Annotated in this window: 28 protein-coding genes, 1 pseudogene and 1 CRISPR repeat array; of the genes and pseudogenes, 12 read left to right on the forward strand and 17 right to left on the reverse strand. The window is 71.5% G+C overall.

What is annotated here, in order from left to right:
- Window positions 1-90 precede the first annotated feature (90 nt).
- From AKI01S_RS29565 to AKI01S_RS29580, 4 genes are all read right to left on the reverse strand, one after another.
- Window positions 91-1,275 (reverse strand): CU044_5270 family protein, encoded by a 1,185-nt coding sequence (locus tag AKI01S_RS29565; RefSeq protein ID WP_067825110.1) that lies wholly within the window; start codon window positions 1,273-1,275, stop codon window positions 91-93.
- Window positions 1,268-1,825: an RNA polymerase sigma factor gene (locus AKI01S_RS29570; protein WP_067825112.1), complete on the reverse strand. Its 558-nt coding sequence runs from the start codon at window positions 1,823-1,825 to the stop codon at window positions 1,268-1,270. Before AKI01S_RS29570 ends, AKI01S_RS29565 begins: the two co-directional genes overlap by 8 nt.
- A 103-nt stretch (window positions 1,826-1,928) precedes the next feature.
- Window positions 1,929-3,173 carry a serine hydrolase domain-containing protein gene (locus AKI01S_RS29575; RefSeq protein ID WP_218009862.1) on the reverse strand — a complete coding sequence of 415 codons (1,245 nt, stop codon included), beginning with the start codon at window positions 3,171-3,173 and terminating at the stop codon, window positions 1,929-1,931.
- Between the two features lie 66 nt (window positions 3,174-3,239).
- Entirely contained in the window at window positions 3,240-4,664 is a 1,425-nt protein-coding gene (locus tag AKI01S_RS29580; RefSeq protein ID WP_067825115.1) for an MFS transporter, read from the reverse strand.
- 125 nt (window positions 4,665-4,789) lie between these two features.
- Here AKI01S_RS29580 and AKI01S_RS29585 point away from each other — a divergent pair, with 125 nt between their 5' ends.
- Window positions 4,790-5,482: a TetR/AcrR family transcriptional regulator gene (locus tag AKI01S_RS29585; RefSeq protein WP_067825117.1), complete on the forward strand. Its 693-nt coding sequence runs from the start codon at window positions 4,790-4,792 to the stop codon at window positions 5,480-5,482.
- Here AKI01S_RS29585 and AKI01S_RS29590 read toward each other — a convergent pair.
- From AKI01S_RS29590 to AKI01S_RS49545, 4 genes are all read right to left on the reverse strand, one after another.
- On the reverse strand, window positions 5,473-7,098 hold the full coding sequence (locus tag AKI01S_RS29590; RefSeq protein WP_084000370.1) for a carboxylesterase/lipase family protein: 1,626 nt from the start codon (window positions 7,096-7,098) through the stop codon (window positions 5,473-5,475). The two genes, AKI01S_RS29585 and AKI01S_RS29590, sit on opposite strands and share 10 nt — an antisense overlap.
- A 101-nt stretch (window positions 7,099-7,199) precedes the next feature.
- Entirely contained in the window at window positions 7,200-7,502 is a 303-nt protein-coding gene (locus AKI01S_RS29595) for a hypothetical protein (protein WP_067825124.1), read from the reverse strand.
- Complete coding sequence (locus AKI01S_RS29600; RefSeq protein WP_067825127.1) at window positions 7,499-7,711, reverse strand: hypothetical protein; 213 nt, start codon at window positions 7,709-7,711, stop codon at window positions 7,499-7,501. Before AKI01S_RS29600 ends, AKI01S_RS29595 begins: the two co-directional genes overlap by 4 nt.
- Complete coding sequence (locus AKI01S_RS49545; RefSeq protein WP_084000371.1) at window positions 7,708-8,160, reverse strand: ATP-binding protein; 453 nt, start codon at window positions 8,158-8,160, stop codon at window positions 7,708-7,710. Before AKI01S_RS49545 ends, AKI01S_RS29600 begins: the two co-directional genes overlap by 4 nt.
- Window positions 8,161-8,280: 120 nt before the next feature.
- Here AKI01S_RS49545 and AKI01S_RS29610 point away from each other — a divergent pair, with 120 nt between their 5' ends.
- The 5 genes from AKI01S_RS29610 (at window position 8,281) to AKI01S_RS29625 (ending at window position 11,509) form a co-directional block, all read left to right on the forward strand.
- Window positions 8,281-9,066, forward strand: coding sequence for a helix-turn-helix domain-containing protein (locus AKI01S_RS29610; RefSeq protein ID WP_067825131.1), 786 nt, complete (start codon window positions 8,281-8,283; stop codon window positions 9,064-9,066).
- Window positions 9,057-9,245, forward strand: coding sequence for a DUF397 domain-containing protein (locus AKI01S_RS49550; RefSeq protein WP_084000373.1), 189 nt, complete (start codon window positions 9,057-9,059; stop codon window positions 9,243-9,245). Before AKI01S_RS29610 ends, AKI01S_RS49550 begins: the two co-directional genes overlap by 10 nt.
- Window positions 9,246-9,535: 290 nt before the next feature.
- Complete coding sequence (locus tag AKI01S_RS29615; RefSeq protein ID WP_067825133.1) at window positions 9,536-9,721, forward strand: DUF397 domain-containing protein; 186 nt, start codon at window positions 9,536-9,538, stop codon at window positions 9,719-9,721.
- 592 nt (window positions 9,722-10,313) lie between these two features.
- Window positions 10,314-10,946 (forward strand): TetR/AcrR family transcriptional regulator, encoded by a 633-nt coding sequence (locus tag AKI01S_RS29620; protein WP_067825135.1) that lies wholly within the window; start codon window positions 10,314-10,316, stop codon window positions 10,944-10,946.
- Window positions 10,943-11,509, forward strand: coding sequence for an SRPBCC domain-containing protein (locus tag AKI01S_RS29625; protein WP_067825137.1), 567 nt, complete (start codon window positions 10,943-10,945; stop codon window positions 11,507-11,509). The genes AKI01S_RS29620 and AKI01S_RS29625 overlap by 4 nt, the downstream gene beginning before the upstream one ends.
- Window positions 11,510-11,520: 11 nt before the next feature.
- Window positions 11,521-11,917: direct repeats of the CRISPR family, unit length 30 nt; unit sequence CGGGACCATCCCCGCGTGCGCGGGGAGCAC.
- Window positions 11,918-12,244: 327 nt separating this feature from the next.
- Here AKI01S_RS29625 and AKI01S_RS29630 read toward each other — a convergent pair.
- Window positions 12,245-13,330, reverse strand: a complete 1,086-nt coding sequence (locus AKI01S_RS29630; RefSeq protein WP_218009864.1) for an epoxide hydrolase family protein — start codon at window positions 13,328-13,330, stop codon at window positions 12,245-12,247.
- Between the two features lie 89 nt (window positions 13,331-13,419).
- On the opposite strand from AKI01S_RS29630, the gene AKI01S_RS29635 reads away from it, so the two are divergent.
- From AKI01S_RS29635 to AKI01S_RS50955, 3 genes are all read left to right on the forward strand, one after another.
- Window positions 13,420-13,851 (forward strand): MarR family winged helix-turn-helix transcriptional regulator, encoded by a 432-nt coding sequence (locus AKI01S_RS29635; RefSeq protein WP_067825141.1) that lies wholly within the window; start codon window positions 13,420-13,422, stop codon window positions 13,849-13,851.
- Window positions 13,852-13,907: 56 nt separating this feature from the next.
- Entirely contained in the window at window positions 13,908-14,093 is a 186-nt protein-coding gene (locus AKI01S_RS29640) for an MBL fold metallo-hydrolase (protein WP_067825143.1), read from the forward strand.
- 298 nt (window positions 14,094-14,391) lie between these two features.
- Window positions 14,392-14,562 (forward strand): hypothetical protein, encoded by a 171-nt coding sequence (locus AKI01S_RS50955; RefSeq protein ID WP_245681828.1) that lies wholly within the window; start codon window positions 14,392-14,394, stop codon window positions 14,560-14,562.
- Between the two features lie 151 nt (window positions 14,563-14,713).
- Here AKI01S_RS50955 and AKI01S_RS29645 read toward each other — a convergent pair whose 3' ends face one another.
- Window positions 14,714-15,388, reverse strand: coding sequence for a hypothetical protein (locus tag AKI01S_RS29645; protein WP_157420235.1), 675 nt, complete (start codon window positions 15,386-15,388; stop codon window positions 14,714-14,716).
- The gene (locus AKI01S_RS29650) at window positions 15,385-15,930 is read right to left on the reverse strand and encodes an RNA polymerase sigma factor (protein ID WP_084000375.1); all 546 of its coding nucleotides are present in this window, start codon (window positions 15,928-15,930) and stop codon (window positions 15,385-15,387) included. Before AKI01S_RS29650 ends, AKI01S_RS29645 begins: the two co-directional genes overlap by 4 nt.
- 413 nt (window positions 15,931-16,343) lie before the next feature.
- Between AKI01S_RS29650 and AKI01S_RS29655 the strand changes: the two are divergent.
- A pseudogene (locus tag AKI01S_RS29655) lies at window positions 16,344-16,600 on the forward strand (hypothetical protein); the annotation flags it as partial.
- A gap of 19 nt (window positions 16,601-16,619) precedes the next feature.
- Here AKI01S_RS29655 and AKI01S_RS29660 read toward each other — a convergent pair.
- From AKI01S_RS29660 to AKI01S_RS29670, 3 genes are all read right to left on the reverse strand, one after another.
- Window positions 16,620-17,153 carry a hypothetical protein gene (locus AKI01S_RS29660; protein WP_067825149.1) on the reverse strand — a complete coding sequence of 178 codons (534 nt, stop codon included), beginning with the start codon at window positions 17,151-17,153 and terminating at the stop codon, window positions 16,620-16,622.
- Between the two features lie 71 nt (window positions 17,154-17,224).
- A complete protein-coding gene (locus tag AKI01S_RS29665) occupies window positions 17,225-18,778 on the reverse strand; it encodes a hypothetical protein (RefSeq protein WP_067825151.1) in 1,554 nt (517 codons plus the stop codon).
- A gap of 302 nt (window positions 18,779-19,080) precedes the next feature.
- On the reverse strand, window positions 19,081-19,659 hold the full coding sequence (locus tag AKI01S_RS29670) for a TetR/AcrR family transcriptional regulator (protein ID WP_067825153.1): 579 nt from the start codon (window positions 19,657-19,659) through the stop codon (window positions 19,081-19,083).
- A 165-nt stretch (window positions 19,660-19,824) separates the two neighbouring features.
- On the opposite strand from AKI01S_RS29670, the gene AKI01S_RS29675 reads away from it, so the two are divergent.
- Both AKI01S_RS29675 and AKI01S_RS29680 read left to right on the forward strand, forming a co-directional pair.
- A complete protein-coding gene (locus AKI01S_RS29675; RefSeq protein WP_067825155.1) occupies window positions 19,825-20,643 on the forward strand; it encodes an SDR family NAD(P)-dependent oxidoreductase in 819 nt (272 codons plus the stop codon).
- A gap of 65 nt (window positions 20,644-20,708) precedes the next feature.
- The gene (locus AKI01S_RS29680) at window positions 20,709-21,344 is read left to right on the forward strand and encodes a TetR/AcrR family transcriptional regulator (protein ID WP_067825157.1); all 636 of its coding nucleotides are present in this window, start codon (window positions 20,709-20,711) and stop codon (window positions 21,342-21,344) included.
- 64 nt (window positions 21,345-21,408) lie between these two features.
- Here the strand turns inward: AKI01S_RS29680 and AKI01S_RS29685 are convergent, their stop codons facing one another.
- The 3 genes from AKI01S_RS29685 to AKI01S_RS29695 all read right to left on the reverse strand — a co-directional run bounded on the left by AKI01S_RS29685 (window position 21,409) and on the right by AKI01S_RS29695 (window position 24,300).
- Window positions 21,409-22,263: a glycosyltransferase family 2 protein gene (locus AKI01S_RS29685; RefSeq protein ID WP_067825159.1), complete on the reverse strand. Its 855-nt coding sequence runs from the start codon at window positions 22,261-22,263 to the stop codon at window positions 21,409-21,411.
- A gap of 95 nt (window positions 22,264-22,358) precedes the next feature.
- Window positions 22,359-23,255 (reverse strand): CDP-alcohol phosphatidyltransferase family protein, encoded by an 897-nt coding sequence (locus AKI01S_RS29690; protein WP_084000376.1) that lies wholly within the window; start codon window positions 23,253-23,255, stop codon window positions 22,359-22,361.
- Window positions 23,245-24,300 carry an iron-containing alcohol dehydrogenase family protein gene (locus AKI01S_RS29695; RefSeq protein ID WP_067825201.1) on the reverse strand — a complete coding sequence of 352 codons (1,056 nt, stop codon included), beginning with the start codon at window positions 24,298-24,300 and terminating at the stop codon, window positions 23,245-23,247. The genes AKI01S_RS29690 and AKI01S_RS29695 overlap by 11 nt, the downstream gene beginning before the upstream one ends.
- Window positions 24,301-24,330 lie beyond the last annotated feature (30 nt).

Here is a 24,330-nt window from a genome sequence, read left to right on the forward strand (position 1 = left end):
CCGAACCGACCTCCAGCCCGCTCTCAGCCCACCCGTGGTGAGTCCGGCGCCCCGCCGCCTTCGCGGGGCGCCGGACTCATCGGCCGGAGGTCACTTGTAGGGCAGCTCGGGCCGCGGCGTTGGCTTGGTGTCGCTCCACCCTTCCGAGCGGACGGCCTGGAACTCGATGATGAAGCCGGGCTTCATCTGCGCGTACGGCCCGCCGGGCCGGGTCAGCACGTTCTGCCGGGACAGCAGCGCGCCGGTGCGCTCGTCGAAGACGACGACCTCGCGGGACCGGTAGGTCCCCCGGTCGGCCTTCGGGCCGCCCCACTCCCCGGTGACCGTCGTGGCGCGTTCGTCGTCGGCCAGCGCGATCCCCCGGCGGCCCAGCGGGTCGGCGGTGCGGCCGATCGCGTGGATCCCCGGCTGGGCGGCCAGCGCCCGCATCAGGCCCGCCCGGACCTTCGGCGGCATCGGGGAGTTCAGCAGGAGGCTGGACACCCTGTTGATCTGGTCGCCCCCGGCCCTCTTCTCGCCGGAGGGGTCCTTCCCGGGCGGCTTCCTCCCGGAGGGGTCCCTCGGGGAGGTGCCGTCCGGGTTCAGCCCGCCGCCACCGCCCTTCAGGAACAGCTCGGTGAGCTTGGCCGGGTCGGTCGGCAGGTTCCGCAGCTCCTCGGCTGACTTGCCCAGGAAGTCCCCGCCGCCGCCGGGGTTCGTGCCGCGTTCCGGTCCGCTCGAACTCCACTTCGTCGTCTTGGCGGTGAGGGTGAGGTACTTGTCGCCCGACCAGACGCGGATGCCGGACGGCGCCCCGGATCCGCGCCACACGGCCTCGTCCCGCGCGGTCCAGGGACGGACCGGGAGGTCGCGGCCGTAGTACCTCTCGCCCATGCCGCGCCTGGCGCCGTGCCAGGAGAACGACTCGTTGTGCGCGCCGATGACCGCGTAGGTCCCGGTCCCGGACCGCACGACGTAGGACTGGCCCGAGACCACGTCGCTGTGCCAGTAGCTGCCGACCGGCTGCCGCTCCGCCTTCTCGGCCGCCGCGAGGACCGCCGCCCGGTCGTCCAGGGTGATCGGGCCGGTCGGCGCGGGCGCGTTGCCCCCGGCGAACGTGACCGCCACGGCCGCCGCGGTGCCGGTCGCCAGCACGCCGCAGGCCAGCCGCCAGCGAAGCCGGGGCAGCGAGCGGCGCGGCGGGTCGTCCAGCAGCGCCCTCGCCCGGGCGATCTCCCGGGCGGTGGGCGGGGCGGGCTCGGGGTAGGCGTCCCGGACCATCCGCACCTCATCCATGCTGTTCCTCCAACGTGAGTATCGGATTGGTCCCGCCCAGCGCCTTGCGCAGTCTGGTTCGGGCACGGCTCAGCCGGGAGCCGACCGTGCCATAGGAGATCCCCAGCGCCGCCGCGACCTCCTCGTGGCTGAGGTCGGCCAGGGCCACCAGCAGCAGCACGTCGCGTTGCCCGCGCGGCAGCGCCGCGATGGCCCCGGCGAGGTCGGGCCGCAGCCCCTGGGCGCTGACCCGCGACTCGACGCGTTCGGCGTGGTCCTCGGCGCTGCGGCTCGGGCCGAGGCGGGCGCGCAGCCGCAGCGCCCGCGTCTCGGTCCGCTGGTGCTTGCCGATCACCTTGGTCGCGATGCCGTACAGCCAGGTGCGCACGTTGGCGCGCTCCGGGTCGTAACGCCGGCGCTGCCGGAACGCCTCCAGGAACGTCTGCGCCGCGACGTCGGCGGCGGCGTCCGGACCGAGCCGCTTGGCCGCGTACCGGTGGATCTCGGCGAAGTGGCGGTCGAAGACCTCGTCGAAACGCTCGGCCGGGCGGGGCGGGGGATCCCCTGTCATGTGATGCCTTTCCATGGCGCGGATGGCGGTCACACAGGTATCACCCGCACCCGCCTCCCGCTTTCCCTACGCCCTTCCTACTCCGGGAGACGGCCGGCGGGGGTCAGGGGGCGTTCCCGCACATCGCCTGCCGGTAGAACGACGCCAGCGCGCCGTCGATGGGGTGGGGTTGCGGCTTCCCCGACGCGTCGAACCTGTTCCACCGGACGAGGTTCATCGCCAGCGACATCTGCCGCCTGCCGTCGGCGCTGGTCAGGGACATGGTCTGGGCTCCCCAGACCGTGCCGTCGTGGCCCCACAGGGTGCCGCAGCCGGGAATCTGGAACGGGCGCAGGCCGAGGCCGTAGTCGAACCGGCTCTGTCCGTCCTGGCCGATGACCGGGACGGTGCGCCGCATCTGCGCCAGCGAGGACCGGCTGACGATCCCGCCGGTGAACAGGCGGCGGTAGAAGCGGTCGAGGTCCGCGGTGGTCGAGATCAGGTCGGCGCCCATCCACACCCAGGACATGTCGTAGACGCTGTAGTCGCGCGGCGGGTCGATCATGCCGTAGAACGCCTCGTACATCCGCGGGTGCGGGCCCCTGACGCGCGTCCCGGTCGGGAACGCGGTGTGCCTGAGCCCGGCGCGCCGGATGACGTTCCGGGTGATGTAGGTCTCGGCCCTGGTGCCGGTCACCCGCTCCAGGAGGCGGCCGAGGAGCAGGTAGTTGGTGTTGGAGTACACGCCCGGGACGCTTCCGGGGCGGCTCGCGGCCGGCGCGTCGAGCCCCATGCCGATCAGCTCGGCCGGGCTGAACCGCCGGAACCGGTTGTCGTCCAGGCTCCTGCCCGACGCGCTCGGCGCGGGGAAGTCGCGCAGGGACGGGAAGGCGTAGGGCAGGTACTCGGGCAGGCCGCTGGTGTGGTTGAGCAGCATCCGGACCGTGATCTTCCGGCCGCGTTCGCCCGGCACCAGCGTCGGCAGGTAGTCGCCGATCGGCGCGTCGAGCCGGATGCGTCCCCGCTCGACCTGCTGCATGATCGCGGCGGCGGTGAAGGTCTTGGTGATGCTGCCGACGCGCTGCCGCATGCCGGGGGTGACGGGGCGGCCGGTCCTGAGGTCGGCGACCCCCGAGGCGTCGCGCCACACCCGGGCGCCGTCGCGCACCTCGGCGAACACGCCCGGCGTCCCGGCGCGGTGGACGGCGTCCAGGCCGGATTTCAGCTTCGCGGGGTCGAGGCCGGCCGACGGGCTCGTGCCGCCGGCCAGCGCGGTCCCGCTCCGGTGCGGCCCGGGGGCCACCGCGGCCGTGACCGCGCCGATGCCCAGCGCGGCCGCACCGGCCAATGCCACTAGTCGGGTCTTCACGACACCTGTCCTTTCATGGTCGTCATGTGCGACGGGGAGGGTCCCCGCGCAGGTGGGAGAGGTCGGTCAGTTCCGGGCGGCGTCGCTCCGCGGCGGCGCGCCGGTCCGGGGCAGGACGACGAGGGCGATCACGACGGCGGCGGCCAGCAGGACGGCGCCGAGGGTCAGGCCGAGCGCGTAGCCGTCGGTGAGGGCCGCGGGGGTGGCGGCCCGCCCGGTGCGCTCGTGCGCCGCGGTGCCGAGGGCGGCCAGGCCGAGGGAGGCGCCGATCTGGCGCGAGCTGTTGAGCAGGCCGGAGGCGGTGCCGCTCTCGTGCGGCGCGACCCCGGCGGTGGCGGTGGACACGACCGGCCCGAGGCAGAGCCCGAAGCCGACGCTGGCGACGATCGAGGGCCCCAGCACGTCGGTGAGGAACGCGCCGTCCGGGCTGATCAGGCCGAACCAGGCGAACCCCGCCGCGGTGAGCGCCCCGCCGCCCGCCAGGAGCGTGCGCGGCGCCAGCCGGTAGCCGAGCCTGATGGCCAGCACCGAACCGGCGACCACGCCGAGCGCGAACGGCAGGAACTCGACCCCGGTCAGCGCCGGGCCGTTCCCGAGCACGCGTTGCAGGTAGAGGGAGACGAAGTAGAAGGTCGAGGCCATGGCCGCGCCGACCAGGAGGTTGTAGGCGTTGGCGCCGGCGACCGAGCGGTTGGCGAACAGGCCGAGCCGGACGAGCGGCTCGCGGGCGGTGGTCCGCTCGACGCCGACGAAGGCGGCCAGCAGCGCGGCGGCGACCGCCAGGGTCGCCAGCGTGACCGGCGAGGTCCACGGGTGCCGGTCGGTGCGGACGACGCCGAACACCAGCAGGGTCATGCCCGCCGTGGCCAGGACGGCCCCGGCGACGTCCGGGCGGCCGCCGCGGGCCGGGGGCGGGCCGGGGGCCACGCCCCACCAGGCCAGGGCCAGCGCACCGGCGGCCATCGGCACGTTGACGAACATCACCCAGCGCCAGCCGGCGTACTGGGTGAGCAGGCCGCCGATCAGGACGCCGAGGGCGCCCCCGGCGGCGTTCGTCGCGCTCCACACGCCGAAGGCCCGCACGCGCGCCCGGCCCGCGGGGAAGGTCGCGGTCAGCAGCGCCAGCGCGGCCGGGGCCAGCGCGGCGGCCCCGACGCCCTGCGCGGCGCGGGCGGCGACCAGCTCGGCGGGCTCCCGCGCGAAGCCGCCCAGCAGGGAGGAGACGGCGAACAGGCCGAGCCCGAGCAGCAGGACCGGCCGGCGGCCGTACCGGTCGGCGGCCTTGCCCCCCAGCAGGAGCAGCCCGCCGAAGGTGAGGGCGTAGGCGTGGATCACCCAGGTCAGGCCCACCTCGCCGAAGCCGAGCCCGGCGGCGATCCGGGGAAGCCCCACGTTCACCACCGACAGGTCCAGCGACACCATGAACTGCACGACGGCCACCACGGCCAGGACCGGGCCGGTGCGGACGTCCGCCGCCTCCCGCACCGTCATCGGCGTCCCCGCGATGACTTTAGGAACATGTTCCCGAACATGTTCCTAAAGTACTGCGGAGATCGGCCGCTGTCGACACGGGCGCCGGTTTCGCAGGCGGGACGGGGGAACGGCATGATGGGGCGGTGCCCCGACCCCACCGACCCCGCGGCCGCACCGGCCGCCCACCGGCGACCTCACGCGCGGAGATCCTGGTGGCCGCCCGCCGGATCATCGAGCGGGACGGCTGGGAGAAGCTGACCGTCCGGCGGCTGGCCGCCGAGCTCGGCATCGGGACCACGACGCTGTACCACCACGTCCGGGACCGGGAGGACCTGCTCGTCCAGCTGCTCAACGAGCACACCGAGCAGACCCTCCGGCTCGACCCGCCCGGCGAGCCGCGCGACCGCATCGTCGCCGCCGCCGTCGCCATGCACGACTCGCTGGCCACCTGGCCCTGGGCCGCCGAGATCCTCACCACCGACGGCTTCCTCGCCCGCCTCGGCGAACCGGCCCTGCGGGTGGTCGAGACCATCGTGGCCGCGGCGATCGAGCACGGCTGCTCCCCCGCGCAGGCCGTCCACCTGTTCCGGAGCCTCTGGTACTACACCGTCGGCGAGATCCTCGTCCGCGCCCACACCGTCCACCGGCACGGCGACCGGTCCCCGGCCGCCGGGCGCGACACCTTCTTCGAGACCGGCATCGACGCCTCCCGGCTCCCCTACCTGGCCGCCCTGGGCGACCAGTGGCCGGAGCTCGCCGCCCAGGACACCTACGCCCAGGCCCTCGGGGCCTTCGTCGACGGGCTGCTCGCCCAGGCCACCCCGACTCAGCGGTAGAGGGACCGCCAGAACCCGTAGGCGTGGTCGCCCGTGAAGTCCATGGGCCGCACGCCGCCCTTCCCGGGGGCCAGACTCTGGGCGGTGTCGCCGTCGGTCGGGCGCCAGCGGGGCGAGCCGGGGCCGTTCGGGTCACCCGTGCGGGCGAACCGCGTCCAGTAGCGGGTCATCTGGTCGGCGAGCCGCCGCTGCGCGGGGGCGAGCCGCCGTCCCGCGAAGTAGTCGGTGTCGAACTGGTACTGCAACTCGGCCGCGTGGAACGCGCCGACCGGGAAACCCGGCTGCGGGGCGGTGGACACCCAGGGTGCCCTGTCGTCGGCGAACTCGTAGGCGTACGTGGGCACCTGCCCGGAGAGCGCGCGGCTGACGTCGCCCACCGAACGCGCGAAGTTGGCGTCGGTGACCACGGCGGACCAGGCCTCGCTGAACGAGCCGTAGCGCGCGGCCGGATACCGGGCCAGCACCTTCGGCGCCCGGTCCTTGCCGACGTAGGCGACGATCCGCTTGGCGTACTCGGCCTCGTCCCTGATCGGGGGCACCCCGTAGCCCTGCTGCACGCCCTCGAACGTCCGGTACTCGTGGCGCGTCATGCCGTGCATCACCGGGACCTTGTTGAACCGCCCGGTGGCCATGGCCTCCGCGGGCGACAGCGGCAGGACGCCGCCACCCCCGTACACCGGCGCGAACCCGAACTCCGACTTCGGCAGGAGCCTCTCGGGCGGCAGGCCGCGCAGGCACTTCGCCGCCGTGGCCGGGTCGGCGCAGCCGAGGTCGGCGGCGACCGACAGCCCCTGCCTCTCCGCCGTCGCGCGCGGGCGCGGCAGCCAGCTCCCGGTCGGGATGAGCGTGCCGTCCCAGTCGGGCCAGTTCATGACGGTGCACGGCCCGCTCTGCACGATCGCCCGCTGGAAGAGCCCGGCGGCGGCCGGCGAGGTGAGCTGCGAGCAGGAGCTGACGCCGCCCGCCGACTCGCCGAAGACGGTGACGTTCCCCGGGTCCCCGCCGAACGCGGCGGCGTTGCGCCGGACCCACCGGAGCGCGGCCTGCTGGTCCTCCAGCCCGAAGTTGCCCGCCCGGTGGCGCGCCGTCCCCCCGTCGAGCGCCGGATGGTCGAGGAACCCGAAGATCCCGAGCCGGTAGTTGATCGTCACCACGACCACGTCGCCACGCCTGGCCAGCTCATAAGGCCGGTAGAGCGCGCCCGACCCGTTGCGGAACCCGCTGCCGTGGATCCACACCATGACCGGCAGCCGCCCGGCCCGCCGAGGGCTGGTGACGTTGAGGAACAGGCAGTCCTCGCTGACGCTGCGCTTCTCGCCGAGGAGCCCCTCGTTCTGCGCACACGAGGCACCGGGCCTGGTCGCGTCGCGCACACCGCCCCACGCGCGTGCCGGACGCGGCGACCCCCACCGGTACTCACCCACCGGCGGCGCCGCGTACGGGATCCCCTGGAACTCCCGAACGCCCTCGACCACCCTGCCCCGTACGGCCCCCTTGTCGGTCGCGACGACCAGGCCGTCCGCCGCCGACGCCGTCCCGCCCAGCCCGGCCACGACCAGCCCGCCCCCGGCAAGCATCGCCCCCAGCACCCGCCGCCCGTTCCTGCTGTTGCCCATAACGCCCTCTTTTCGTCGGAGTCGCTCGCCACCAACGATTCCGGCGCGCCATCCCGGGCTCACTGGACCTTCCACCAGGTCGGGGGTGGACTTCCCTCTACTCACGATCGAGGCGGAGACACCACCGACAGCACCTCGACCAACGTCCGCGCGGCCCGCTCCACATCGGTCGCGGACACCAGGCCGAACAAGCAGACGAACCAGTCACCGAACACGCACACCGTCGCGGCGTTGTGGACACGAGCACTCACGTACGCCACGTCCAGATACGGAGCGACGCACATCGGAGTGAACAGGGAGGCGTACACCGGCGCCCCAACCCGCTTGAGCGCCCCCGCGAGAGCCACCAAGCGAAGGGTCTCGGCCTCCTCGTCTTCCCACGCGCAGAACGCATCGGCACTCATGCCGCACCCCGCATGCCCTTCGCGAGCCTGCGAGCGGCCTCTCCGAACGCGTCGGGATCCGCGCCCGCCAGATGCTCGACCAGCCCGTCAACGGACGAGGCACTGACGAGCACGAACCCGTCCGCACGCCACACGCCCCGCTCATGCCAGATGTCCCATCGCGGAAACAGCTCCCGCAGGATCGACAGGAGAACGTCGACAGGCGTCATGCCGTCGCCTCCCTCAACACCGCGTACACGGCCTTGCCCCCGGACGCCAGACGCCGGAACCCCCATGCCTTCGCCAGCTCCGAAACGATCGCCAGCCCACGCCCCGAGAACGAGTCGAGCGTGAGCGGTAGCGCGCGAGGCTCGGCGTCACTACCGTCCCGCACCTCAGCGACCGGCCCAACGTCCGACAGATACAGCCGAACCGAGATCACCTCCCCGGGCCCACTGCCGTGCTTATGGGCGTTAGTGACGAGCTCATTGATCACGAGAAGCCCGACCTGCACCGCAGCATGATCAACCCCCTTGCATTCGAGCCAACGTCGAGCGAAATCTCGCGCGGTCTTGATCGCTTCGGGCGTGGAAGTAAGCACCAGAATGGACAGATCGGTCCTCGCGGCTGGCGGAGGTGCAGTGATCATGGCTGCCGCCTTCGGATCGTCGCTTTCCATGCATGTTGTGTGACGCACCCCACAATCCCGCACGAGCCGAGTACGGTACTAGGGCAACAAGAAGTCAGCAGCAATGCTGTACCAATAGCTACCGGCATCGGTACCGACCAGGAGCGCACGATGGCCGCGAAGAAGATCAGCCCGGAACTGCTCGGATTCGGCGGAGAGATCAAGACGCTGCGGACGGCAGCCGGACTCAACCAGGAGCAACTAGCCGCACTGGTCAACGTCACACGTAGCTACATCGGGCAGGTGGAACGCGGAGTCACCCGATGCCGCAGGGATTTCGCAGAACGCCTCGATGAGAAGCTGGGAACCGGCACCCAGCTACAAGCGACATGGGATGAACTGATCCGGGGAACCAAATATCCGAAGCACTTCGTCAAGTTCCCGAAGGTGGAAGCCACCGCAGCGGTTCTCCGCGCTTACGAGAGCCACATCGTCTACGGTCTGTTCCAGACCGAAGCCTACGCGACCGCTCTCATCAAGAGACCAGAAGGCGTCGCCGTGAGAATGGGCAGACAGCAGAAAGTAATGTCCGTTCCATGCCCTCAAATATTTGTCGTTCTAGAAGAAGGCGTATTCTATCGTCCGGTCGGCGGCCAGGAAGTCATGCATGAGCAACTAGAGCACTTGCTTGAACTCTCACACAAGGATGAGATCTGCCTCCAGGTCATCCCGATGGACGTCTATGTCGAAGAAGCCCGTGCGCCTTTCGGCATAGCCACGCAAGAAGACCGCAGCGAAGCCGCTTACATCGTGAACGCGATGGGGGGCGAGACGACGACCGACGAGAACCAGCTAGCGGGGCTCTCTAAGTCGTTCGCTAGACTCCAGGGCGAAGCGCTGAACGTGAGAGACACACGCTCCCTGATGAGGAAGGTGCTCGAAGAACGATGGACTTGAGTGAAGCCTCTTGGCGGAAATCCTCCCGCAGCTCCGCGCAGGGTGACCAGTGCGTAGAAGTCGCCGCCGTTCCCGGGGTGGTCGCAATTCGTGACAGCAAGGACCCGGATGGCCCCCGACTGGTCGTAGAACGTAACAACTTCCACCACATCACTGCCGCAATCAAGAACACCCCGTAACACAGGAAACGCCCCCGCTTCGCGATGGCAGAGCGAGGGGTGTCCCCGTCCAGAGCACGTTGCCAGCCGCAGACAAGCCCTCGTGGAGCGCCGAAAGACCAGCCAGAGGACCATTCCCGCGAGCGCAGCCCCCTCAGAGCACACCTAACCGGCGTCTGCGATGGGGTCGGGAACCGTTTGCAACCGTGCTCCAGACCGGCCGCTCGAAGTTTGTTCTTTGCCGCCCTGCAAAACGAGGATGCAAGCGCGAAGGCTTCGCGTGAGCTAATACGAGAGGTACCCAAAGAGCGATGGATCTCAGCAAGACGACATGGCTCAAGGCGGCGCACAGCAACACGCAAGGCGGCGACTGCGTGGAGGTCAGTGGTCTCGGCGACGCCGTGGGCGTGCGCGACAGCAAGAACCCCGACGGTGGCCTGCTGCTCATCAGCCGCGAGGAAGCCCGCGCATTGTCACAGCACATCAAGAACGCCTGAACGCAGAAAACGCCCCTCGTCCCGCGCGTAGCAGAGCGAGGGGCGCCCTTCTCTAGAGCACGTCGCCAGGCACGGGAATTCACCGCGAAGCGCCGCGAGATCAGCCAGGGGAAGCATCCCCGCATGCGCGGAGAGCGCCACGTCCCGATCAGGTTCACCCGCTCGACCACTGGTCCCGCATGACCGCATTCACCGCCTCAGTTGCCACGCCGGTACCAAGCCGGACAGCTCGCAACGGTCGGCGAACCCCGTCGACGCGCCGTACGAACCGCAACGCGACCTTTCGTACGCATGTCATCTCCGGAGCATGTGCACTGCCACCCACCTAAGGCAGCCGCCCTCCGGCATGCCCGGCGCTCCTGCGGCTCCTCACCGCGTTCGCGCTGACCGCCACGCGGCACGCGTCCGTCATCGGGGCCCACCGCTTCCGCTGCGGGCTGTCCCCGCACCTGCGAGAGGGCCCCTGGCAGCGTCCCCGGCCCCAGCGCGCCTCCGCGGTCCTCACCCGACCGATTTCGATACGACCGTTGCGAAATTCTCCTCGGCGGTCTATCGTCGATTTACGCAACACGAGTATCGAAATGGAGGTGGCATGTCCCCTGCAGGGGCGAGGCGGGGTCGACCGCGCGACGCCGCCGCCGACGAGCGGATCCTGCTGGCGGCCAAGGAGCATCTGCTGGCCGACGGGTACGCCGCGTTCACGGTGGACAAGGTCGCCGAGGCCGCGGGCGTGGCCAAGACCACGCTGTACCGGCGGTGGCCCACCAAGGACCACCTGGCCATCACCGTGGTCACCCGCTGGCAGCAGCAGGTCCCCGTGCCCGACACCGGAGACCTGCGCGCCGACCTCGTCGACTACCTGGAAGAGATCACCAATGGCCTGAACCGCACCCGGCAGGCCGGACCGCGCGACCGTCCGGACGACCCCTCCGCGGGCCTGGTGGGCGAGTTGGTCGGCGCGGCCGCCCGCCACCCCGACATCGGGGAGCTGGTCCGCGCCGTCTTCGAGCAACGCAACGCACTGGTCCTCGACCTGATCGACCGGGCCCGCCGGCGCGGCGACCTGCGTCCGGACGCCGACCCGGGCCTGCTGTTCGACCAGCTCGCCGGGGCCCTGTACTACCGACTCCTGATCACCGGCCGCCCCATCGACCGCGCCTACGCCGAACGCCTGGTCGACGCCGCCCTCACCGGCGTCCTGCCCCCCAAGGAGAATCCGACGTGACCGCAACGTCCACGCCGACCGCCGCCGCCCCGCCGTCGTCGCGCGTTCGCCGCCGCCGCTCGCTGATCGTGCTCGGCACCGTCGCCGCGCTGCTGGCGGGCTATGCGACCTGGACCAACCTACGCCCCCTGAACCTGAGCGCCTCGATCGAGATGGAGGCCACCCCCGACCAGGTATGGAAGGTCCTGACCGACCTGCCCGCCTACGCGCAGTGGAATCCGTTCATCATCTCCTCCAGCGGCCGGGTCCAGGAGGGGGCCACCCTCCGCAACGTCATGCGCGACGCCGACGGGGAGACCACCTTCACGCCCACCGTGCTGGAGGCCACCCCCGGCCGCGAGTTCCGCTGGGTCGGCAAGGTCGCCCCCGGCGGAGTCTTCACCGGTGAGCACCGCTTCGTCATCGAACCGATCGGCTCCGGTCGCGTCCGGCTCACCCAGAGCGAGAAGTTCACCGGCGTCCTGGTGCCGTTCTTCGCGGACAAGCTGAACGACAAGACCCTCCCGCAGTTCCACGCGATGAACCGCGCCCTCGCCCAACGAGTGGCCACCACCAACCCCTGACGCCCCCAACGGCGGCCCATCCCCGCGTGCGCGGGGAGCACGATGGCCTGGCGAAGATGGGCGTCTCGGTTCCGGGGACCATCCCCGCGTGCGCGGGGAGCACATCTCCTGGTTCGTTTGTTGGTTCCACCACTGGGGACCATCCCCGCGTGCGCGGGGAGCACCGATGGAACTTGTCGCTGTAGTCGTGGAAGCCGGGACCATCCCCGCGTGCGCGGGGAGCACAGCGGTCGGCCGAACGCGCGGCGGCGCTGGCCGGGACCATCCCCGCGTGCGCGGGGAGCACATGAACGTCCACACGGACTCCGCAACGGCGACGGGACCATCCCCGCGTGCGCGGGGAGCACTCACCGCTGTCCCTCGCACGAGTCGGCCTGCCGGGACCATCCCCGCGTGCGCGGGGAGCACGCTGAATGACCTGCGGGTTTGTGCGGGCGAGCGGTGGTTTTCGAGCACTTTATTGGATTCGGTCATATCGGACGTGGCGCCAGGTTGTGCGGTCCTTGTGGGAGCGCGGCAGTCACGCAGCGAGTCCAGCCACAGTTTAGCTGCGAAAACAGCCGTCCATCAGAGGTCGTGACGGATGTGGTTGCTTCGGTGGTCACAGTGGCGCGGCGAGAGTCCCTTATCCGATCGGGACGAGAAGCGTGGCAGTGGTTGTCGGTGATTCTTTGGCCGGTTGCTTATGAGGCGTTGCAGCTTGCTTCTGGTCGCCGCTTTCCCGAGTGGGGTCCGTTAGGGCAGGGAGTTGAAGAACGTCTTGATGTCCTTCACCAGCAGGTCGGGGGTCTCCAGGGACGGGAAGTGGCCTCCTCTTTCGAACTCGCTCCAGTGGACGATGTCGTAGGCGCGTTCCGCCACCTCGCGGATGGGGCGGATCAGGTCGTTGGCGAACACCGCCACGCCCAGCGGGGCCGGGCAGGGGATCGGGGCTCCTCGGCGGCCGCTGCCCGACTCGTAGTGCAGGCGGGAGGAGGAGCCCGCCGTGCCGCTCAGCCAGTACAGGGTCGCGGTGGTCAGGATGTGGTCGTCGGGGACGCCGATGTCCGGGTCGGCCCACGCCTCGATGCGGTCGGTGATCCAGGCGAGCTGGCCCACCGGGGAGTCGGCCAGGGCGTAGGCCAGGGTCTGGGGGCGGTGTTCCTGCATCCGCCAGTAACCGGCGGGCTCGGCCAGGTAACGGTTGATCTGGTCGGCGCGCTCCCGGTCGTCGGGGGTCAGGGCGTCCAGGTCGGCGGGGGCGGGGACGCCCAGGTAGTTGGTGTGGACGCCCACCACGCGGTCCGGGGCCTCGGCCGCGAGGAGGCGGGAGATCGGGGAGCCCCAGTCGCCGCCCTGCGCGCCGTAGCGGTCGTAGCCGAGGTGTTCCATCAACGTCGCCCAGGCCCGCGCCACGCGGTGGACGTCCCAGCCGCCGTCGCGGGTGGGGTCGGACGGGCCGAAGCCGGGGATCGCCGGGATCACCAGGTGGAAGTCCTCCCGGAGGGGCTCGATGACGTCGAGGAAGTCCGCCGGTGAGGACGGCCAGCCGTGCGTGATGATCAGCGGGAGGGCGTCCGGGCGCGGGGAGCGGACGTGCAGGAAGTACATCGTCGCCCCGTCGATCTCGGTGGTGAACTGCGGGAACGCGTTGAACCTCGCCTCGGCCGCCCGCCAGTCGAACCCGTCCCGCCAGTACTCGACCAGCTTCCGCATCCGGTCGCCGGGAACGCCCCGCGCGCCGTCCTCGCCCGCCACCTCGTCGGGCCAGCGCACGCGGTCCAGGCGGCGGGCCAGGTCGTCCAGGTCGGCCCGCGGGTAGCGCATCGTGAAGGGGGTCATGATCATTCCAGTCGTTGGTTATGCCAATGTTGGTGGAGCCATCAGTTTGAACGTTGGTCGCCCCAACGTCAACCCCTAGAATGGAGCCCATGGACCCGGTCCCCGAACGCCTGCGCACGTCCCCGAGCTGGCTGGTCAACCAGCTCTCGCTGCACTCCCGGCGGCTGATCGCCGAGGAGTTCGGCAAGGCGAACACGCCCGGCTACCACTACCGGCTGCTGGCGGCGCTCGCGGAGTTCGGCCCGGCCAGCCAGGCGGAGCTCGGCCGCCGCACCGCCATCGACCGCAGCGACGTCGTCGCCGCCCTCAACGCCCTGGCCGACCAGGGCCTGGTGGACCGCTCCCCCGACCCTGGCGACCGCCGCCGCAACATCGTCACCATCACCCCGGCCGGGCGACGCCGCCTGACCGAGCTCGACGCGGTCCTGGCCAACGTCCAGGACTCCCTCATGCGGGGACTCGACCCCGACGAACGCCGCCTGTTCGTCCGGCTGCTGACCAAGCTCCTGGAGCACCACTGATCCGCCGTGAGCAGCGCGCCCTGGGCTCCGGCCGGGCGACGGCCTACGGTCACCCCATGGACGCGATCACGCTCGCCCCGCGGCTGCGCCATCTCCGCTTCCCCGTCGGCCACGCCTACCTGTGGGAGTCCCCCGACGGCCTCACCCTGGTCGACACCGGCCTCCCCGGCTCCGCTCCGCTGGTCGGCGACGCGATCCGCGCGCTGGGCCGCGACCCGGTCGAGCTGCGGCGGATGTGCTGACCCACTTCCACGAGGACCACGTCGGCTCCGCCTACGCAAGTTCGAACCCTGCACCTGCCACACCAGCAGGAAGAGGCCCGTCACCAGCGGAAACGCGGTGACGGGCCTCTCTCGTCGCGTCCGGCCGTCTACGGCCGCCACCGGCTTACTACGGTTGATCGTTCCTAGCGATCAAGATGCCGTAGCCGAGCGCGGCGAGGGGGCGGAGAGACCGGTCGTGATCCACCGGCGACTTCCAGGAGCTCAGATCGACCGCGCGTCGTGCGTCATCGATCGGCAGGAAGTCGGTGTCGAGGCGTTGGCCGCGGAGTTCGGCACCGCCGACCACGACGCGGTCACGCTGCGGGACACGCTGGGGCCCATCGGGGTGGCGGGGTCCTTCGCGGCCGGCGAGGTGGGGCCGGTGGCCGGGCGCAACCAGGCGTACGGATTCACTGCGTCCGTCCAGGTCTTCTCCGGGCGGCCTTAAACGACCGTAACAGGATCATGACTTACCGTGACGACGGAGGGCCCGGCGGCCCCCCGCTGCTCGGGAGGGGGCCGCCGGGCGGGCCGCTTTCTTCCGGCGGGAAGTCGCCGGACCAGCGGTCTACCGGTGAGGAGCCGTTCGGATGGGGCGGTCAGTCGTTCTTGTCGGTGACGCCCTTTCCCTCCTCCGTGCCGTTGTCGACGGTGGGACCGTTGTCCTGCTTGTCCGTGGTTCCGCCGGTCCCGTTGTCAGCGGGCGGGATCGCGGGCGCGGAAGTGGGCTGGCAGGGGGTGACCGTCCCCTTGACGATCTGCAGGGAGGTCGTGGACGGCGCCGCGGATTCGCCGTCCTCGCTCTTCGTGATGGCCAGCACCAGTGTGGACCCCGCGGGGACGTGCCCCTTCTTGATCTTGAAGGCGATCCCGCCACCCGCCTTGCTGACACCCGCGGCGAACTTCCCGTCCGCGGCCCCGTTCTCGCCGCGGGGCTGCTTGCAGGTCTGGCCCGCGGGGAGGTAGTCCACCACCGACTTGATCCCGGCCTCGGCCAGCTCGGACTCCAAGCCGTCGGGGTCGACGAACGAGTTGATCTGCACGTCGACAGTGCCGTCCGAGCCCTTGGAGACCGCGTACGCCGTGCTGCCGGTCACGCCGGTCAGCGCCACCACGGCGGTGGCGGCCGCCGCGACCCCCGCCACCGCGGCGGACAGTCCCACGATGCGCCGGGTGCGTCGCACGGGTGTCACAGTTGTCATTTGATCTTCTGCCTTCCTCGTCGTGATCTCGTCCTTGAGTGCACTGAGAAGGCGATCTTCGAAGTTGGTCATATCCGTCCTTCCTGGTACACGGCCGATGGCGAGGCGACGTTCTCGAGGGCGCGCCGGGCGCGGTGCAGTCTGACGCGTGCGGTCACGTGCCTGATGCCCAGAGCCTTGGCGGCCTCGGTGACGGTGAGCTGATCGATCGCGACGAGCTCCAGCACGGCGCGTTCGCCTTCGGGAAGGCCCTGCATGGCCTCCAAGGCGTTGCGCATCCGGCGCTCGGCGTCGATCCGCTCCTCCATCCTGGTGAGATCGTCGTCGTCCATCAGTCGGCGGCCGGCGACGCGGCTGGTCGCCCGCGCCTCGATGGCCGCCTTGCGGTGCTGGGCGGATACGACGTTGCGTGCGATGCCGTAGAGCCAAGCGAGCTCGCTACCCCGGCCGGGCACGTAGGTGTGCGCCGAGTCAAGGGCCGCCAGGAAGATGTCCGCCGTCAGGTCGGCGGCGAGGTGAGGGTCGCTCACCCGCCGGACCACGAATCTCATGACGGCATCGACGTGGCGGCGATAGAAGGCCTCAAAGGCCGCGGGGTCGTCGTTGAGGCGCACTGGCCTCGCTCCCTTCGTCGTTCGCCCTTACACCTCTACTTGGATCGGGCGGCGAGAAGCGTTTCGGCCCCTATTCGACGACACCTCAGATCGAGACCTTCAGCGGCGACAGGGCCAGGCGCAGCCAGGCACCGGAACACGAGCCGGCACGCACGGCCGCGCTGCTCAGCGGCGCGCAGCAGCCCGTGCTCGACCCGTACCCGCCGTAGCGGCAGAGCTCGTCAGCCGAACTAGCCGTTCGCGCCTGCGCCCGGATCCGATCGGCCCTCGTCCGCCCGGCCCACGCCGAGCGGGCCTACATGAGGAGAACCATGGACTCTCAGCCCGCCAAAAGCCTGCGCAGCCTCCTGAACAGTGAGCTGCTCATACGTCTTCACGCCGCCGTGGGCCGCCTACTCGGCCACCAAAAGCAGACCGAGGCCAACCGCGCCTACCTGCGTCGCCGCGCGTCAAAGCGGTGATCCCCGAAAAGGCCCACCAGGCCGCCAACCGCAAACGCAAGGGGGCCGCGCCCTACAAGCAGCGCGACACCGTCAAGCGATACATCAACAAGTCCGAGCAATGGCGCGGGCCGGCCACCCGCTATGACGAGGACCCCGAAAGCCACCAGGCCGGGCCCCACCTGTGCGGGGCCCTCATCTGGCTCCGCAGCCTGCCAGCCCCCACATGACCCAAACCCAGAACACCACCTAGCCGCCCCGCCACATCGCGCCGGTCGCGCTGGTCGCCTTGAGCACCCGCTCGCCCGTGGAGGACGCGGGCCAGAGCCGGATCAGGTACTCCTCGACGGGCATCGCGCCGCTGCGCGCCTCGCCCTCGTCGCGGTGGCGGCCCGCGACCAGCAGCCGGTACCGCCCGGCGGGCAGGCCGCCCAGCGGCAGTTCCGACGGCGGGACGGTGTCCTCGCCGAGCAGCCGGACCTGGCCGCCGGGCCAGTCGACGGTGATGACGGCCGCGTCCTGCCAGCCGGTGGTGTCCAGCGCGGGCGGTTCGCCGGTCCACACCTCGGCGGTCACCGCCACCTCGTCGTAGGCGACGCCGGTCGCGATCACCGCGACGGTGCCCGCCTCGAACGGGCGGGCCTCCAGCGGCGCCCCGACCAGGCCGTTGCGGGGCAGGTCGAGGCATCCGGGGGACGCGCCGGGCGCGGCCACGGTGAACCGGTTGTACTCCACCGTCACGGTTCCGGTGACGCGGACGGCGGGCGCTGCGCTCGATGCCATGGATCCATGCTCCGCCGGACGGGCCCGCGCCGTCACCCCGGCGGGGTGACGGCGCGGGCCGTTTCATCCGGTCACTGCGGCCAGACGAGGAACGGGTCGTTGTCCAGCACCCGGTTGGACTTGTAGAAGCCGCCCAGCAGCGCTCCCGCGCCGGAGTTGTCGCGGGCGGGCAGCATGCACGACGACCAGCCGGTCGGGCCGGTCACGCCGGTGGGGACGTTCCACGCGGCGTCCATCTCGCACCATTCGCCGACCCCCGGCACGTTCTGCGTCGGAGGCGCGAACGACCTGGCGGTGCCCGGGGTGGGCGCGGTGCTGGCGCCCTCGTAGGTGGAGCGCATCGGGTACTCGTCGCACGACTTGCCCGCGGGCCGCACCCACGTCGGCGCCGGTGGGCAGGCGGTGTCGCCGTTCTGGCGCTTCTTGGCCGGGTCCTGCAACCGGTGCAGCACCGGACCGTTGGGGTAGGCGCCCGGCAGCCCGGACTTCTGCGCGGCCTCCACGTGGTAGGCGACCGTCGGGTACAGGCCGTTCTTCAGCACGATCCACGTGGGGACGTAGGACGGCACCACGCAGCCGTTGCCGATCACGCCGGCGGACCGGGACGACGCCGGGTCGCCGAGGTCGTTGCCGTCGGTGGAGAAGGCGTTGTCGCAGCGGATGCGCGGGGGGTCTGGCTGGTTCCGGGTGGTGGAAGGTAGGAAGAAGACCAGGTGCACGAACCAGTGCCAGTTCGGGGTGGCGTATCCGATCCCGCCGGTCTCGGTGCGGGTGTTGTCGTAGAACGCCTGGCCGTCGTTGTTGACGTCGCGGGCGAACCGGCCGGGCCTCAGGCCGCTGTCGGAGTTCTGCTTGCAGTCACCGGAGCAGGTCGACCAGCCGTAGATGTTCGAGAAGAAGTCGGTGCTCCCGGCGCGCTCGCCCCAGTACTTCACCACGCGGATCTGCGAGGCGAAGGTGTCGATGTCGGAGCTCGTGTAGTTGTAGGAGAACTCCAGCGCCTTGGCGGTGCCGACGTGGACGCGGCGGCCGTTGGTCTCCGCGAAGTACAGGACGGTGATGTCGGCGATCTGGCATTCGGCGGTGCGGAGCACCCACCAGCCGTCGAAGGCGTGGTCGTGGCACCAGTCCGGGAGCGGGAGGTTGTCGGCGAGCTTCGCCCTGGCGTCCTTGTCACCCTTGCGGGCGGCCTGGGCGGCCTTCAGCCGGGTGCGCAGCGTCTCCTCGTCGGGCGCGCCCGCCTGCCCGCGCTGCGCGGCCAGGGCGGCGGCGCGCGCGTCGGTGCTCTCCTTGGAGGCGTTGGGGACGTTCGTCTGCACGCAGGAGATGACCTTCTTGCCCCGGAGCTCCCGGGGCGCGCGCGGGTCGGTGACCGGCTTGGCCTTCGCGGACCTGGCGTCCAGCGAGGACGGCGCGCAGTCGGCGGTGTCGGTGACGCGCTGGCCGGCCGCCCGGGTCGGCGGCGGCGGCTTGGGGGCGTCGGCGGTCGCCGCCGGGGCCGCGGTCGCCGCGCCGGCCGCCGGGACGACGGCGGTCAGGCCGCCGGTGAGGATGAGCGCTGAGGCCGCGACCAGGATCGCCGGTCGGCGGCGTTCGGCGGGTGTTCGTCGTGTCGGCTCGTTCACGCTTTCCCCTTGGATCCCCGTGTCGGGGGACGGGTCGAGAGCATGCGAGAAACGGCGGGCGCGGGAGCGTTCGGGCCCGTGAATGCCGAAATTCTCGCCCGGTGAACGAGATCATGTCCGCGCCGGGAAGGAATGCCAAGACCCCCGATCGCCGCTGGCCACAGTAGGTCTACACCACTCTCCTCCGCCTTTTTGCAAGCTCAGTTCTGAGCTGCGGCGACGAGATGAATCAATTTCGTGGCGCCGGTCTCCGAGAATGGGGTGTCACAAAATACGGAGTGACGGGAATTCGCATCACCCGATCACGACGCGTGCGCGGAGGCCGACGTTCGGGAGCGCGGCGCGGCGCCGTACAGGAGGCTGTCGACGACGCGGACGGCGAGGGTGTCCGGGTCGGTGCCGCCGGTGTCGCCGTGCAGGGCCTCCCCGATCAGGGCGTAGTAGACCCGGCGCACCCAGTCGAGGTCGGCCGCCGCGTCGATGAGCCCGTCCCGCTGAGCGCGGGCGAACAGCGCCAGGCAGCGGTCGGCGATGTCCCGGTGGAGGACGTCGGCCGGGCCGCCGGGAGCCGCCGGGAGTCCCAGGGCGAAGCCCCAGGCGCTCTTGACCTGCAACACGTTGGCCGTGATCCGGTGCAGGGCGACCAGCGGCGGGGCGGTGTCGGGCCGTCCGTCCTCCACCGCCCGGGCGAGCCGCCGGGCCGCGGAGGCCGCCAGCTCCTCGACCAGCGCCTGCCGGCTGGCGAAGCGCCGGTGGATGGTGGTGCGGGCCACTCCGGCGGCCGCCGCGATCTGCTCCATGGAGGCGTTGGGGTCCTCGGCGAGCAGGGCCTCGGCCGCCTCCAGGATGGCGCGCACGCTGCGCTCCGCGTCAGCTCTCAACGTTCCGTTCCCCTGTCCGTTCCACGGCAGCCCCCACGTGAGCGACCCGGCCAGACGATACACCAAGGTGCCAGCAATCCACTTATCTGCATCACAACTGTTGCAGTTAGCTCAGAAACGTGTACTGTCTCGAATCAGTTGCCAGCGAGACGAAGGAGCACCACCATGCAGACCACCGCCCTTGTGACCGGCGCCTCCTCCGGGCTCGGCGAGGAGTTCGCCGCCCAGCTCGCGGCCCGCGGGAACGACCTCGTCCTGCTCGCGCGGTCCGGCGACAAGCTGGTCGCCCTCGCCGAACGCCTCTCGGCCGAGCACGGCGTCCGCGCCCACGTCCTGGTCCAGGACCTCTCCGAACCCGACGCGGGACGCCGGGTCGGCGCGGAGCTGGCCCGCCGCGGCCTGCACGTCGACCTGCTGGTCAACAACGCCGGCTTCGGCACCTGCGGCCGCTTCGAGGACATCCCCGGGGAGCGGGACCACGACCAGCTCATGGTCAACGTTGTCGCGCTCGTCGACCTCACCCACGAACTGCTGCCCGGCATGCTCCGGCGCGGCGGCGGCTCGATCGTCAACGTCGCCTCCACCGCCGCCTTCCAGCCCTCCCCGTACTTCGCCGTCTACGCGTCCACCAAGACCTTCGTGCTCAACTTCGGCCTCGCGCTGCGCCAGGAGTACCGCAGGCGCGGCATCCGGGTGCTGACCCTGTGCCCCGGCCCCGTCGAGACCGGGTTCTTCGACACCATCGGCACCCGCAAGGCCGCGGTCACCGGCTCCATGACGGCCCCGCGCCCGGTGGTGAGCGCCGCGCTGCGCGCCCTCGACCGCGACCGCGCCTACGTCACCCCCGGCCTCGGCAACGCCCTGGGCGCGCACCTGACGCCGCGCCGCCCCCGCACCCTGGTCGCCGCCATCGCCGAACGCGTCACCCGCAAGGTCCTCGACACCCCGGCGAGCCCCCCGAGGACCGCGGAGCAGGCCGGGTGAACGCCCCCGTCCCGGCCACGCCCCTCCCCTGGTTACGCTGGGCGCAGCACGCCCGAAGGAGGTCCATGAGCGGCCGGAACCCCGCCCCCAAACGCGGCTACGGCGGCCGCTCCGCCGAGGAGCGGCGGGCCGAACGGCGCGAACGCCTCATGCGGGCCGGCCTGGAGCTGTTCGGCACCCGCGGGTACGCCGCCACCTCCATCGAACGCCTCTGCACCACCGCCGGGGTCTCCACCCGCAACTTCTACGAGGAGTTCGGCGGCCGCGAGGAACTGCTGCTGGCCCTGTTCCGGCGGCTCAACGAACGCTCCCTCGCCGCCGTCGCCGAGGCGTACGCCGCCGCGTCCGGCGCCGCCCTCCCCGAACGCGTGGAACGTGCCGTGCGCGCGTTCGTGACCACCCACGCGGGCGACCCCCGCTGGGCCCGGCTCGGGTTCGTGGAGGTCATCGGGGTCAGCCCCGACCTGGAACGGCGCCGGCTGGAGCTGCGCGAACGCTGGGCGCGGACCATCCTCTCCCTGATCGACCAGGCCGTGGCCCGCGACGAGGCGCCCGACCGCGACTACCGGCTGACGGCCATCGCCCTGATCGGCGCGGTGAACAACCTCGTCCACCACTGGTCGGCGCGCGGCCAGGACATCCCCCTGGACGCGATCACCGCCGAGCTGACCCACCTGATCCTGTCCTCCGTCACCCGCTGACGCGAACGCCGCGGAACGCGAACGCCCGCCGCGGGCGTTCGCGGCGGGCGTCGGTCGTGCCGGGTCAGATGATGGGCGGGCGGCCCGTCAGCGTCATGCGCCAGGCGGTCTTCCACGAGATCGGGCGGCGCCGTCCGGCGGGCTTGCGCCACCCCTCGGCGAACCCCTTGAACCACGGCCGCAGCGCGCTCATCCCGCGTTCCCGCAGCAGGGTCATCGCGACCCACACCGCCAGGTACGCGAACGCCAGCGGCCACGGCAGGTTGCGGCGGGCCAGCCACACGCGGTTGCGGGCGTTGTAGCGGTAGAACATCTCGTGCCGCGTCGGCAGCACCGCCGGGTGGAACATCACCGCCGCGGCGTCGTACACGATCCGGTAGCCCGCGTTGAGGACCTGCCAGGCGAGGTCCGTCTCCTCGTGCGCGTAGAAGAAGTCCTCGGGCAGGCCGCCGCCCGCGTCCCAGGCGGCGCGCCGCACCGCGCACGCCCCGCCCAGGAACGTCGTCACCTCCGAGGACCGCTCCGGGTCCCCCGCGCGCAGGCGCGGCACGTGCCGGCGCTCGCCCCGGCCGCCCTCGGGGTCACGGACGCGGAACGAGATGATCCCGAGGTCCGGCTCGGCCGTGAACCGGTCCCGGACATGCGCGCCGAGCCGCGTCGAGCGGTACCAGCCGTCGTCGTCCAGGAACAGGATCACATCGCCCGACGACGCCTCCACGCCCCGGTTGCGGCCGGCCGGGATGCCGACGTTCTTCGGCAGCGCGACCGTCCGGACGCGCGGGTCGTCGAACGGGTCCTTCTCCGCCTGGTCGCCCGCCGGGTCGACGCCGTTGCCGACCAGGACGACCTCGACGTCCACATGCTCCTGGTCCAGGGCGCTGCGCACCGCGCGGGCCAGTTCCTCGGGCCGGTTCCCCATCGTCAGGACGATGACGGAAAGCGAAACACCCCCGCCTTCGCGGGGACGAAAAGGCTCGCTGTGCGGCTGCGCAGCGCCTTCGTCCAGGGTAGAGCTCACTTAAGTCTCCGGGAGGCGAGAATGCTGATCAGGTGCAGCAGGGTCTGGAGGACCGCGACGGCCGCGACGGCGACGGTCAGCACCCGCAGCGCCACGGGGGTCCGGGCGTCGATCAGCAGGTCGACCGCCGCCGCCGCCGCGATCAGCAGCGACAGCTCGACCGCGCCGATGATGCGGTGGAAGCGCAGCATGGAGGCCGCCTGGCGGGCCAGCGCGATCCGGGTGGAGCGCGGGCGCAGCGCGCGGTCGCCGCCGGCCGGGTCGGCGGGCAGGCCCGACTTGGCGCGGGCCACGACCACGTTGTCGGTCTCGGCCTTGATCAGCGCCGCGCCGATCGCGGCGACCATGCCGAGCTCGACGTAGCCGCCGCTGGTCCAGGCGCCCTGCGCGGCGAAGCCCAGGCCGATCAGCAGCGCGATCTCCGACAGGTAGTGGCCGATGCGGTCCAGGAACACCCCGGCCACCGACGTCTGCCGCAGGTAGCGGGCGACCTCGCCGTCCACGCAGTCCAGCAGCAGGTACACCTGGATGAGCAGCGCGCCGCCCAGCGCCGTCCACAGCCCGCCCGTGCCGGGCCCGGACGGCAGCGACACCACCACGCCCGCCAGCACCCCGCTGATCATCATCAGGTAGGTGAGCTGGTTGGGGCTGAAGCCCATCCGCAGCGCCACCCAGGAGAAGAACGGCGACAGGTCGCGCATGTACAGGCGGCCCGCCCAGTGCTCCTCGTTGCGCCGCTCCTTCAGACCGGGCGGCTGCCCGTACCGGCGCACGTCGGCGACCTTCGCGTGCTTGCGCGAGGGCCGCAGGTCGTCGCCCGCGCGGATGCCGCCGCCGGGGGGAGGCCCGTCGGCCGGGGGGACGGCCTCCGATGCGGTCCGCTCAGTCTCCATAGGCCCGGACATACTCCTCCACCGCCTCGCGGGTCGCGTCCTTGTCGAGCCCGAGATGCTCCAAGATCGTATAGCGGCCCGGCCGGGTGTTCGGCGCGTACAGGACCGCCTCGGTGAACTGTTCCACGCTCAACCCCACGTCGGCGGGGAAACGCGGCAGTCCGTGACGCTCCAGGCAGGTCAGGATCTCGGTGAGCCGTTCGGCGCCGGACCCCAGGTGCGTGGAGCGCAGGTGATAGCAGAACGCCGCGCCGATGCCCGCGAGTTCCCCGTGGTTGGCGGTCCCGGGGAACATCTGGTCGATCGCGTGCAGGATCTCGTGGTCGCCGCCGGACGCCGGCCGCGAGTCCCCCGCGAACGACATCGCCATGCCCGACAGCACCAGCCCCTCGGCCAGCACGGTCAGGAACCGGTCGGACTCGATCGACTCGGGCTGGTGCAGCAGCGCCTCGGCGGCGGTGCGCGCGACGGTCAGCGCCATGCGGTCGACGCGCTCGCCGCACTCCTCGGCCGCCAGCAGCCAGTCGTCGACGGCGGAGAAGTTGCTGACCACGTCGCCGATCCCGGCGCGCACCAGGCGGTCGGGGGCGGCCCGCACGTAGTCCAGGTCCACCACCATCGCCAGCGGCATGACCACGCCGAACGACCCCTTGCCCTTCTCGTGGGTCAGGGACGCGACCGGCGAGCAGATGCCGTCGTGGGAGAGGTTGGTGGCGACCGACACCATCGGGATGCCCGACAGGGTGGCGGCGTACTTGGTGGCGTCGATGGTGCGGCCGCCGCCGATGCCGACGACCGCCTCGTAGGAGCCGGCGCGCAGCCTGGTGCCCAGGCTCACGGCCGCGTCCACGGTGCCGCCGTCGACGTGGAACACCTCGCACTGGCTCAGCGACGGCCGGACGTGCTCGGCGATCTGGTCGCCCTGGCCGGGTCCGACGGCGATGGCCACCCGCCCCTCGGTGGCGATGCGCCGGTCGGCGAGAAGGTCGCCCAGGCCCGCGATGGCGCCGCGGCGGACGTCGATGGACAGCGGTGCGTTCAGCATCCGCGACAGCAGGGGCATGTGCCTTCCTCG

It is taken from the genome of Actinomadura kijaniata NBRC 14229 (genome assembly GCF_001552175.1).
Classification (GTDB): Bacteria; Actinomycetota; Actinomycetes; order Streptosporangiales; family Streptosporangiaceae; genus Spirillospora; species Spirillospora kijaniata.

Bases quoted from the DNA above. Each gene is read 5' to 3' on its own strand.
- AKI01S_RS29600 (WP_067825127.1), bottom strand. From the start codon at position 7,711: ATGACGCCTGTCGACGTTCTCCTGTCGATCCTGCGGGAGCTGTTTCCG.
- AKI01S_RS29640 (WP_067825143.1), top strand. From the start codon at position 13,908: ATGGACGCGATCACGCTCGCCCCGCGGCTGCGCCATCTCCGCTTCCCC.
- AKI01S_RS29635 (WP_067825141.1), top strand. From the start codon at position 13,420: ATGGACCCGGTCCCCGAACGCCTGCGCACGTCCCCGAGCTGGCTGGTC.
- AKI01S_RS29690 (WP_084000376.1), bottom strand. From the start codon at position 23,255: ATGGAGACTGAGCGGACCGCATCGGAGGCCGTCCCCCCGGCCGACGGG.
- AKI01S_RS29570 (WP_067825112.1), bottom strand. From the start codon at position 1,825: ATGACAGGGGATCCCCCGCCCCGCCCGGCCGAGCGTTTCGACGAGGTC.
- AKI01S_RS29660 (WP_067825149.1), bottom strand. From the start codon at position 17,153: ATGGCATCGAGCGCAGCGCCCGCCGTCCGCGTCACCGGAACCGTGACG.
- AKI01S_RS49545 (WP_084000371.1), bottom strand. From the start codon at position 8,160: ATGGAAAGCGACGATCCGAAGGCGGCAGCCATGATCACTGCACCTCCG.
- AKI01S_RS29630 (WP_218009864.1), bottom strand. From the start codon at position 13,330: ATGACCCCCTTCACGATGCGCTACCCGCGGGCCGACCTGGACGACCTG.
- AKI01S_RS29590 (WP_084000370.1), bottom strand. From the start codon at position 7,098: ATGGGCAACAGCAGGAACGGGCGGCGGGTGCTGGGGGCGATGCTTGCC.
- AKI01S_RS29675 (WP_067825155.1), top strand. From the start codon at position 19,825: ATGCAGACCACCGCCCTTGTGACCGGCGCCTCCTCCGGGCTCGGCGAG.
- AKI01S_RS29620 (WP_067825135.1), top strand. From the start codon at position 10,314: ATGTCCCCTGCAGGGGCGAGGCGGGGTCGACCGCGCGACGCCGCCGCC.
- AKI01S_RS29580 (WP_067825115.1), bottom strand. From the start codon at position 4,664: ATGACGGTGCGGGAGGCGGCGGACGTCCGCACCGGCCCGGTCCTGGCC.
- AKI01S_RS29695 (WP_067825201.1), bottom strand. From the start codon at position 24,300: ATGCTGAACGCACCGCTGTCCATCGACGTCCGCCGCGGCGCCATCGCG.
- AKI01S_RS29685 (WP_067825159.1), bottom strand. From the start codon at position 22,263: ATGGGGAACCGGCCCGAGGAACTGGCCCGCGCGGTGCGCAGCGCCCTG.
- AKI01S_RS29680 (WP_067825157.1), top strand. From the start codon at position 20,709: ATGAGCGGCCGGAACCCCGCCCCCAAACGCGGCTACGGCGGCCGCTCC.
- AKI01S_RS29610 (WP_067825131.1), top strand. From the start codon at position 8,281: ATGGCCGCGAAGAAGATCAGCCCGGAACTGCTCGGATTCGGCGGAGAG.
- AKI01S_RS29615 (WP_067825133.1), top strand. From the start codon at position 9,536: ATGGATCTCAGCAAGACGACATGGCTCAAGGCGGCGCACAGCAACACG.
- AKI01S_RS29645 (WP_157420235.1), bottom strand. From the start codon at position 15,388: ATGACCAACTTCGAAGATCGCCTTCTCAGTGCACTCAAGGACGAGATC.
- AKI01S_RS49550 (WP_084000373.1), top strand. From the start codon at position 9,057: ATGGACTTGAGTGAAGCCTCTTGGCGGAAATCCTCCCGCAGCTCCGCG.
- AKI01S_RS29595 (WP_067825124.1), bottom strand. From the start codon at position 7,502: ATGAGTGCCGATGCGTTCTGCGCGTGGGAAGACGAGGAGGCCGAGACC.
- AKI01S_RS29565 (WP_067825110.1), bottom strand. From the start codon at position 1,275: ATGGATGAGGTGCGGATGGTCCGGGACGCCTACCCCGAGCCCGCCCCG.